Below are 8,720 nucleotides of genomic sequence, written 5' to 3' on the forward strand. Positions count from 1 at the left end.
CGTGAACACTGAAACTGAACGCTGGGCGTCTGGAATTTTGGTGCGGGGGGGTGAGGTGGGGTGTGGGGTGGTCTCCACCTTCTCCCCCTTCTCCACCTTCACGATCGCAGCGTCGCGTGATCGTTGGCGGCCATCGTGGGCAGCGTCACAGGCGATCGGCCGGGCCCGGGACCATGGTCACAGGGGGTTCGGAACGGAGGTCCGGCCGGATGGGTCGGATGGATCGGCGGGCTCTTCGTCGGCTCGGTAGCCCGGCAGCGAGGGCCAGCGCACGGTGAGCACCACCGAGTCCTCCTCCGCGTACCAGGAGTGGTCGACTCCGCGTCCCCAGACGACGTAGTCCCCCTGTTCGGCCAGTACGACGTTCCGGCCGGGGAACTCCAGCCGGAACCGGCCGCTGATCAGCACCTGCAACGCCGTACGGGATTCCCCGCGGACCCAGCTCGCCCGCTCCTCACCCTTGGGGTGGGCGCCCCACTTGATCTCCACGTCCTCGCTGTGGCGGGGATCGCCGGGCTCCTTGAAGTGCCCCAGCAGCCAACCCCGGTCGACGGCGGCATCGGGGGTGGCCTTGCCGGTGTAGACGGAGGGGTGGGTGGGGGTGGGGGTGGGGGGATGCATGGGGTGGGTGGGGTCGCTCACGGGGTGAGGTTAATGCAGTTGTCGGACCCGTCGGCGGCTGGTCAGCTGGCCGGATGACGATGGATCCAGATGAGCTGCTGAAGGTGCGCGCCGAGTTCGACTCCGTGATGCGACGGGAGGCCCTGCCGGACACCAGTGACGCGCGCGTGGAACGGGCGGGCGCGGTCGTACGGCAGATCGTGCCCGGGGCCGGAGGGAACATGGTGCTCTGGTCGGACCTCGACGAGCACACCGCGGATGCGGTGATCGCGGAGCAGGTGGCGTTCTTCACGGAGCTGGCCGCTCGGGGCGAGGTCCCGTCGGCGGAGTTCGAGTGGAAGCTGTACGGCCACGACCGCCCCGCCGACCTCGGAGACCGGCTGCGCGCGGCCGGCTTCGTGGCGGAGCCCGCGGAAACGCTCCTGGTGGGGCGGGTGACAGACCTCGCCGCCCTGTCGGTGGAGCCGCCGGAGGGCATCACGCTGCGGGTGGTGACGGACGAGGAGGGCGTGGACCTGATGATGGAGGCCCACCGCCACGCCTTCGGCGCGGACCGCCCCCGCATCAAGGACCTGATGCTGAACCTGCTGAGGGACGAGCCGGACACCATCGAAGCCGTCGTCGCGATGGCGGGCGACACCCCGGTGAGCGCGGCCCGGATGGAGATGCGCCCGGGGAGCCCCTTCGCGGGCCTGTGGGGCGGCGGCACGGTCCCGGAATGGCGAGGCCACGGCATCTACCGCCTCCTGGTGGCCCACCGCGCCCGCGTGGCGGCGGACCGGGGCATCCGCTACCTCCAGGTCGACGCATCGGAGGACAGCCGCCCGATCCTGGAACGGCTGGGCTTCGATGTGTTGGGGGTGACGGTGCCTTGGGTTTGGGAGGGGTAGGGGTAGGGGGGTGAGGGGGCGGAGCTGGTCGGGGCTGGGGGTGCGGGTGGGTGGCTCCGATGAAGAGGGACGGGGCGAAGACTCCGCCCGAGCCGCCGATGCCCATCGTGGTGCTCGTCGCCAGGATCTTGCCCAGCATCAGGAGCAGCAGCAGGCCCAGGGCGTATCCCGTGGACCGCGCCCTCCATGACGGGGTAGCCGACTCCGTACATCTGGGGCAGCGCCAGGAGGATCAGGCCGAGCAGCAGTCCGCCCACCGCCGGGCGCAGCCATTCCGGGCCGCGCCACAGCCGGTCGCACAGGTCCTCGGCCACGTAGGGGAAGCGCGTGAAGCCGATCCCGACGGTTCCCGCGAGGACTCCGAGGGCGGCGAAGAGCAGGTACTGCCCGGCGCTTACCGCGTGCATCGCCTCCAGGACCAGGAACGGCCGGTCGCCAAGACCGCGCGGGCGATGGCGCAGGCCGTGACGGAGGCGAGGAGCAGCACGGGGCCGAGGCTCTTGAGTTAGGAGAAATGGGTGATACGGGTGGGACTTTGCGGCATATATTCACTTTAGGAACAAAGTGCGGAACGCAAGTAGGGGGCGAACGCCTTCCACCCCCCGGGACCAACGGGGCAAGATCTCCGCCATGGCTGCAAAAGAATCCGCTCACCGCGTCGGCCCTCCCCTCACCGGGGGCGAGCGCGAGACGCTCCGCGCGTACCTCGACTTCCACCGGGCCACCCTCGCCTGGAAGTGCGAGGGCCTCACCGACGAGGAGCTGCGCCGCCAGTCGTCCCCGCCCTCCACGCTGTCCCTGCTCGGGCTGGTGCGGCACATGGCGGAGGTGGAGCGGCACTGGTTCCGGCGCACCTTCGGCGGGGCGGACGTCCCCCACCTGTGGTCGGACACCCACGACTTCCAGGCCGCCTACGACGCCTCCGGCTCGACCCGCGCCGAGGCCTTCGCGGCCTGGCGGGCGGAGGTCGAGCACTCCCGCGCGGTGGAGGAGGCCGCCGAGTCCCTCGAGGTGACGGTGCGCGTCGAGAAGTGGGAGGAGGACGCCTCGCTGCGCCTGCTCATGCTGCACATGATCCACGAGTACGCCCGCCACAACGGCCACGCGGACTTCCTCCGCGAGGCCGTCGACGGCGCCACGGGCGCCTGAGGCCGGCACGCGCCTCCCCCTCGACGTCGGCCGCGGCGACCAACTGGTGCGCGAGTTCTTCCCGTTCGAGCTTCCCCGTGCCAAAGGTCCGGCCCCCGTACCCGATTGAATTGGTACGCGCTACAGAACTTCGCCCCACGGCCACAACTTGACCACCACCCTCCCGCGCCGGGAAGCTGATCCCCACTCAAACAAACGGCGCTGGGGGGAAATTGACCAGCCAGAATCTGCACATCGGGCCGGACTCGGCAGCAGACCGCTACCGATTGCTACGGTCCATCGGGCGCGGCGGGGAGGCCGTGCTCTATCTCGCGGAGATCGAGCTCGCGGGAGGCTCCGAGCCCGTCGTCGTGAAGGTGCTCGACTCCAAGACCACGATCACCCCGGACGTCTTCGACCGGATCAGCCAGAAGTGGAACGAACAGGCCGAACTGCTGCGCTTCGTCCACCGACCCGGTGTCGTGGGCGTACGCGAACACTTCGAGGGGCCGCCGATCCACCGACCCGGGGAATCTTCGACGCTGACCGGCCGGGCCCTGGTCCTGGTCATGAACCACGTCGACGGACTCGACCTGCGGGACTGGCGGGCCGAGCGGACCCTCGCCACGGCCGCCGAGCGGCGCGAGGTGATGCGCACGCTGGAGCAGCTGGCCGACGTACTGGACTGGCTGCACTCGGGGAAGGCCACCCCCTCCGGGCGCCAGGTGATCCACGGTGACCTGTCACCCGGCAACGTCATGGTCGACGCGCACGGGCAGGCCACCCTGGTGGACTTCGGCCTCAGCAAGCTGACCGCCGACCACCAGACGGCCGAGGTGTGGTTCACCCAGGGCTACGCGGCGCCGGAGGTCTTCGAGGGGAAGCGGACCCCGGGCGCGGACCGGTACGCCTTCGGGGCCATCGCGTACTTCCTGCTGAGCGGGGAGTCCCCGCCCTCGACGCCCGAGCTGCTGGCGCAGGCCCTCGTACGGCTGCCGCAGTTCGCGGTACTGGACGCCGAGCAGCGGGCGCGGATCGCCTCCATCTACGCCGCCGACCCGCTGAAGCGTCCGCTGAACCTGGCGGGCTGGATGAAGGACATCCGCCGCGCGGTGGTGTCCACCACCACGTCCACCTCCCAGCGGGTGGTCCAGGACGCGGTGCCGGTACCCGTACCGGCCGCACCCCCGGCCGCACCCCCGGTTCCGGCGGCGGCCCCGCCGAAGCCGGTGGCTCCGCCCCAGCAGCCGGCGGAGCCGCCGTCCGTGCCGCCGGCGGCTCCGGCCGTCCCGGCGGGCCCGCCGGCGACTCCCCCGGCGCAGCCGGTGTACACCCCGCCGCCCGCCGAACCCGCACACACGCCCCCGCCCGCCGAGCCGGTGTACGCCCCGCCGCCGGTCCAGGCGAGCGTGCCGCCGGGGTACGGCCCGGCGCCCGTGGCGCTGTCCGCCACGGAACCGGCGCCCGCGCCGCCCCCGCGCAAGAAGCGCCGGACCGGCCTGGTGCTCGGGGCCGTGCTCGCGGTGCTGGTGGTGGCCGCCGGTGCGGTGGTCGGCGTCAAACTCCTGGGCGACAAGGAGGGGGACGACCCCAACACGGTGGCCGGCGGGGACAAGGCGGCCGCCGCGTCCTCGTCCGCCGCCGAGAGCCCGACCCCCACCCCGACTCCCAGCTCCGCAGAGCCCTCGGCGTCGGCCTCTGACGAGCCGACGACCCAGCCCACCGCGACCGGTTCGGAGCCCCCGTCGGGGGTGGCGCCGGGTGTGAAGGCGGCCGATCTGACCGTCATGGCCCCGGTGAAGGACCTGGGCGGGTTCACCGTCGGACCGGCCAAGATCAACACCAAGCAGTACGGGGCCGCGTTCATCCAGGAACGCAACTGCGACTACGACGCGTACGCGGACTTCGACCTCAACCGCGCCTGGAAGACCCTGGAGTTCACCGCGGGGATCGACGACGGCTCGGAGAACGAGAAGGGCCGGGTCAGCATCTCGCTCGACGGCCAGCCCGCCGCCTTCTCCGAACTCGTGCAACTGGGCAAGCCGATCACCCACACCGTTGACGTGAGCGGGGCCCTGCGGCTGCGGATCAAGGTGGACAAGGGCTGCGACAACGGCACCGTCGTCATCGCCGCCCCCGTACTCAAGCGCTGAGACCACGAAGGCCCCGTACCGGAATCCCACCGGTACGGGGCCTTCGTGCAGGTGCGAGCAACTCCGTCGCCCGCTGCCTCGACTATTCCGAGACGCCCAGGCGCTCCAGGATGAGCTCCTTGACGCGTGCCGCGTCGGCCTGGCCGCGGGTGGTCTTCATGACCGCTCCGACCAGTGCGCCGACGGCCGCGATCTTGCCGCCGCGGATCTTGTCGGCGATGCCCGCGTTGCCCGCGATGGCCTCGTCCGCGGCCGCGCCGAGCGCGCCCTCGTCCGAGACGACCTTCAGGCCGCGCTTCTCGACGACCTCGTCCGGGGTGCCCTCGCCGGCGAGCACGCCTTCGAGGACCTGGCGGGCCAGCTTGTCGTTGAGCTCACCGGCCGCCACCAGGGCCGCGACGCGCGCGACCTGGACGGGGGTGATGGGCAGCTCGTCGACGACGACGCCCTGCTCGTTGGCGTTGCGCGCCAGCTCGCCCATCCACCACTTGCGGGCGGCGGTCGAGTCGGCGCCGGCCTCGATGGTGGCGACGATGGAGTCCACCGCACCCGCGTTGAGGATCGACTGCATGTCGTGCTCGGTGACGCCCCACTCCTGCAGGAGGCGGTTGCGGCGCACGCGCGGCATCTCCGGCAGACCGGAGCGCAGCTCCTCGACCCAGGTGCGGGCCGGGGCGATCGGGACCAGGTCGGGCTCCGGGAAGTACCGGTAGTCCTCGGCGTTGTCCTTGATGCGGCCGGCCGTGGTGGAGCCGTCCTCCTCGTGGAAGTGCCGGGTCTCCTGGACGATCGAGCCGCCGGAGGAGAGCACCGCCGCGTGGCGCTGGATCTCGAAGCGGGCGGCGCGCTCGACGGAGCGCAGCGAGTTGACGTTCTTCGTCTCGCTGCGGGTGCCCATGGGCACCTCGGGGCTGGTGCGCAGCGACAGGTTGACGTCGCAGCGCATCTGGCCCTTGTCCATGCGGGCCTCGGAGACGCCGAGCGCCTTGATGACCTCGCGCAGCTCGGCGACGTACGCCTTGGCCACCTCGGGGGCGCGCTCGCCGGCGCCCTCGATCGGCTTGGTGACGATCTCGATGAGGGGGATGCCGGCGCGGTTGTAGTCCAGCAGGGAGTGGGACGCCCCGTGGATGCGGCCGGTGGCGCCGCCGACGTGCAGCGACTTGCCGGTGTCCTCCTCCATGTGGGCGCGCTCGATCTCCACGCGGAAGATCTCGCCGTCCTCCAGCTGCACGTCGAGGAAGCCGTTGAAGGCGATCGGCTCGTCGTACTGGGAGGTCTGGAAGTTCTTCGGCATGTCCGGGTAGAAGTAGTTCTTCCGGGCGAAGCGGCACCACTCGGCGATCTCGCAGTTCAGCGCGAGACCGATCTTGATGGCGGACTCGATGCCGATCTCGTTGACGACCGGCAGCGCGCCGGGCAGCCCGAGGCAGACCGGGCAGGTCTGCGAGTTGGGCTCGGCGCCCAGCTCGGTCGAGCAGCCGCAGAACATCTTGGTCTTCGTGCCGAGCTCGACATGGACCTCGAGGCCCATGACGGGGTCGTACGACGCGAGGGCGTCCTCGTACGACAGCAGTTCGGTGACAGTCACAGTGGAAATTCCCTCTCAGCCCAGCAGGACGTCGTCGTCGCCGAGACGCTTCAGTTCGCGGTACAGGATCGCGAGGCCGGTGACGATGGCGGCGGCGGACACGACGGCGTCGATCAGCTTCAGCGTGTCGTGCTCGGTGCGGGCCTTCCTGGCCTGCTTGACGACGCTGAGGGCACCGAAGGCGGTGGTGCCGATGGACAGGTATGTACCGGACTTGGACTTCCTGAAGCCCTTGGCCTTGGACAGCGCACTCGTATTGGAACTCACAGCGACGGAGCCTCCTCAAGCAGCGGGTGACCCCAGCGCTCGACGAAGGCGGCCTCGACTGCGGCACCCACCTTGTACAGGCGGTCGTCCTTCATCGCCGGGGCGATGATCTGGAGCCCGACCGGGAGACCGTCCTCCGGTGCCAGGCCGCAGGGCAGCGACATGGCGGAGTTGCCGGCCAGGTTGGTCGGGATGGTGCACAGGTCCGCGAGGTACATGGCCAGCGGGTCGTCGGTGCGCTCGCCGATCGCGAAGGCGGTGGTGGGCGTGGTCGGGGAGACGATCACGTCGACCTGCTCGAAGGCCTTCTCGAAGTCCCGCGTGATGAGCGTGCGGACCTTCTGGGCGGAGCCGTAGTACGCGTCGTAGTAGCCGGAGCTGAGCGCGTACGTACCGAGGATGATGCGGCGCTTGACCTCGTCGCCGAAACCGGCTTCGCGGGTCAGGGCCGTGACGTCCTCGGCGGACTTGGTGCCGTCGTCGCCGACGCGCAGGCCGTAGCGCATGGCGTCGAAGCGGGCCAGGTTCGAGGAGCACTCGGACGGCGCGATGAGGTAGTACGCGGCCATCGCGAGGTCGAAGGACGGGCAGTCCAGCTCCACGATCTCGGCGCCGAGCTCCTTGAGGAGGGCGACGGACTCGGTGAAGCGCTGGACGACGCCGGCCTGGTAGCCCTCGCCGGCGAACTGCTTGACGACGCCGACGCGCATGCCGGCGACGGAGCCGTTGCGGGCCGCCTCGACGACCGGCGGCACCGGGGCGTCGATGGACGTGGAGTCCATCGGGTCGTGGCCGGCGATGACCTCGTGGAGGAGGGCCGCGTCCAGGACCGTACGGGCGCAGGGACCGCCCTGGTCGAGGGAGGAGGAGAAGGCCACCATGCCGTAGCGGGAGACGCCGCCGTAGGTGGGCTTCACGCCGACGGTGCCGGTGAGGGCGGCGGGCTGGCGGATGGAACCGCCGGTGTCCGTGCCGATGGCCAGCGGCGCCTGGAAGGCGGCCAGCGCGGCCGCGGAGCCGCCGCCGGAGCCGCCGGGGACCCGGGTGAGGTCCCAGGGGTTGCCGGTGGGCCCGTAGGCGCTGTTCTCGGTGGAGGACCCCATGGCGAACTCGTCCATGTTGGTCTTGCCGAGGATGACGACGTCGGCTTCCTTCAGCTTGCGCGTCAGGGTGGCGTCGTACGGCGGGATCCAGCCTTCGAGGATCTTCGAACCGACGGTGGTGGGGATCCCGACGGTGGTGAAGATGTCCTTGAGGGCGAGCGGTACGCCGGCCAGCGGGCCGAGCTTCTCGCCGCGCTCGCGCTTGGCGTCGACGGCGGCCGCCTGGGCGAGCGCGCCCTCGCGGTCGACGTGCAGGAAGGCGTTGACCTTCTCGTCGGTCGCCCCGATGCGGGCCAGGTGGGCCTCGGTGACCTCGACGGCCGTGAGCTCGCCGGAGGCGATCTTCTCGGCGGTCCGGGCAGCCGTGAGCCTGATGATGTCGATGTTGATGTCAGCCATGGTGATTAGTCCTCCCCCAGGATCTGCGGCACCTTGAAACGCTGCTGCTCCTGGGCGGGAGCGCCGGAAAGCGCCTGCTCGGGGGTGAGCGACGGACGGACCTCGTCCGCGCGCATGACGTTCGTCAGCGGCAGCGGGTGGGAGGTCGGCGGGACGTCTTGGTCGGCGACCTCGGAAACGCGGGCGACCGCGCCGATGATGTCGTCGAGCTGTCCAGCGAAGTGGTCGAGCTCTTCGCTCTTCAGCTCCAGACGTGCCAGCCGAGCGAGGTGGGCGACCTCCTCGCGCGTGATGCCAGGCATGCAGCGATCCTCTGGGGGTGGTGAGTGTGTAGGTTTCGGGCCCAATCCTATGGGGCCCCGCCCCCGCCCGGCGCCCCGGTTTACCCCCGGGGCGATACGAAGCCCCCGCGCGGGCCGATTTCCGCCGTGGGCGGGCCGCCCGTGGGACGGTGCGCAGCCCGTGCCCGGCTGCGGGTGCGCCGCTGCGCGGGGCGAAGTCCCCTACCCGCCCTTCCCCCGTTCCCCGGGCTCCGCCCGGACCCCCCCGGGGGGGCGCCCCCCACCAG

The 8,720-nt window shown here is 71.0% G+C and carries 8 protein-coding genes and 1 pseudogene; 3 read left to right on the forward strand and 6 right to left on the reverse strand.

From position 1 onward, the window contains the following. Nucleotides 1-177 precede the first annotated feature (177 nt). Nucleotides 178-621: a signal peptidase I gene (locus tag ACFVX6_RS19035; protein ID WP_389692860.1), complete on the reverse strand. Its 444-nt coding sequence runs from the start codon at nt 619-621 to the stop codon at nt 178-180. An 80-nt stretch (nt 622-701) separates the two neighbouring features. Between ACFVX6_RS19035 and ACFVX6_RS19040 the strand changes: the two genes are divergently transcribed. Continuing rightward, nucleotides 702-1,511: a GNAT family N-acetyltransferase gene (locus tag ACFVX6_RS19040; RefSeq protein WP_389692862.1), complete on the forward strand. Its 810-nt coding sequence runs from the start codon at nt 702-704 to the stop codon at nt 1,509-1,511. Nucleotides 1,512-1,563: 52 nt separating this feature from the next. Here the strand turns inward: ACFVX6_RS19040 and ACFVX6_RS19045 are convergent. Then, nucleotides 1,564-1,992 (reverse strand): annotated as a pseudogene (locus tag ACFVX6_RS19045) (chloride channel protein); the annotation flags it as partial. A 149-nt stretch (nt 1,993-2,141) separates the two neighbouring features. Between ACFVX6_RS19045 and ACFVX6_RS19050 the strand changes: the two are divergent. Together ACFVX6_RS19050 and ACFVX6_RS19055 are read left to right on the forward strand one after the other, a co-directional pair. Further along, entirely contained in the window at nt 2,142-2,660 is a 519-nt protein-coding gene (locus tag ACFVX6_RS19050; protein WP_389692843.1) for a DinB family protein, read from the forward strand. A gap of 212 nt (nt 2,661-2,872) precedes the next feature. Next, nucleotides 2,873-4,792, forward strand: a complete 1,920-nt coding sequence (locus ACFVX6_RS19055) for a protein kinase (RefSeq protein WP_389692845.1) — start codon at nt 2,873-2,875, stop codon at nt 4,790-4,792. 82 nt (nt 4,793-4,874) lie between these two features. On the opposite strand, the gene gatB is transcribed toward ACFVX6_RS19055, so the two are convergent. From gatB to gatC, 4 genes are read right to left on the reverse strand one after another with little or no spacing between them, the layout of a single operon-like run. After that, nucleotides 4,875-6,383, reverse strand: a complete 1,509-nt coding sequence (gatB, locus tag ACFVX6_RS19060; protein ID WP_389692847.1) for an Asp-tRNA(Asn)/Glu-tRNA(Gln) amidotransferase subunit GatB — start codon at nt 6,381-6,383, stop codon at nt 4,875-4,877. A gap of 15 nt (nt 6,384-6,398) precedes the next feature. Next, entirely contained in the window at nt 6,399-6,650 is a 252-nt protein-coding gene (locus tag ACFVX6_RS19065; RefSeq protein ID WP_356509652.1) for a hypothetical protein, read from the reverse strand. Beyond that, nucleotides 6,647-8,152: an Asp-tRNA(Asn)/Glu-tRNA(Gln) amidotransferase subunit GatA gene (gene gatA, locus ACFVX6_RS19070; RefSeq protein ID WP_389692850.1), complete on the reverse strand. Its 1,506-nt coding sequence runs from the start codon at nt 8,150-8,152 to the stop codon at nt 6,647-6,649. The genes ACFVX6_RS19065 and gatA overlap by 4 nt, the downstream gene beginning before the upstream one ends. A 5-nt stretch (nt 8,153-8,157) precedes the next feature. Continuing rightward, nucleotides 8,158-8,454, reverse strand: a complete 297-nt coding sequence (gatC, locus tag ACFVX6_RS19075; protein ID WP_007266718.1) for an Asp-tRNA(Asn)/Glu-tRNA(Gln) amidotransferase subunit GatC — start codon at nt 8,452-8,454, stop codon at nt 8,158-8,160. Nucleotides 8,455-8,720: the final 266 nt, after the last annotated feature.

The sequence above is a fragment of the Streptomyces sp. NPDC058289 genome (genome assembly GCF_042880975.1).
Taxonomy (GTDB): domain Bacteria; phylum Actinomycetota; class Actinomycetes; order Streptomycetales; family Streptomycetaceae; genus Streptomyces; species Streptomyces stoeckheimensis.

Excerpts from the sequence above, each read along its gene's own strand:
- ACFVX6_RS19035 (WP_389692860.1), bottom strand. The coding sequence starts at position 621 with ATGCATCCCCCCACCCCCACCCCCACCCACCCCTCCGTCTACACCGGC.
- ACFVX6_RS19040 (WP_389692862.1), top strand. The coding sequence starts at position 702 with ATGGATCCAGATGAGCTGCTGAAGGTGCGCGCCGAGTTCGACTCCGTG.
- ACFVX6_RS19050 (WP_389692843.1), top strand. The coding sequence starts at position 2,142 with ATGGCTGCAAAAGAATCCGCTCACCGCGTCGGCCCTCCCCTCACCGGG.
- gatA (WP_389692850.1), bottom strand. The coding sequence starts at position 8,152 with ATGGCTGACATCAACATCGACATCATCAGGCTCACGGCTGCCCGGACC.
- gatC (WP_007266718.1), bottom strand. The coding sequence starts at position 8,454 with ATGCCTGGCATCACGCGCGAGGAGGTCGCCCACCTCGCTCGGCTGGCA.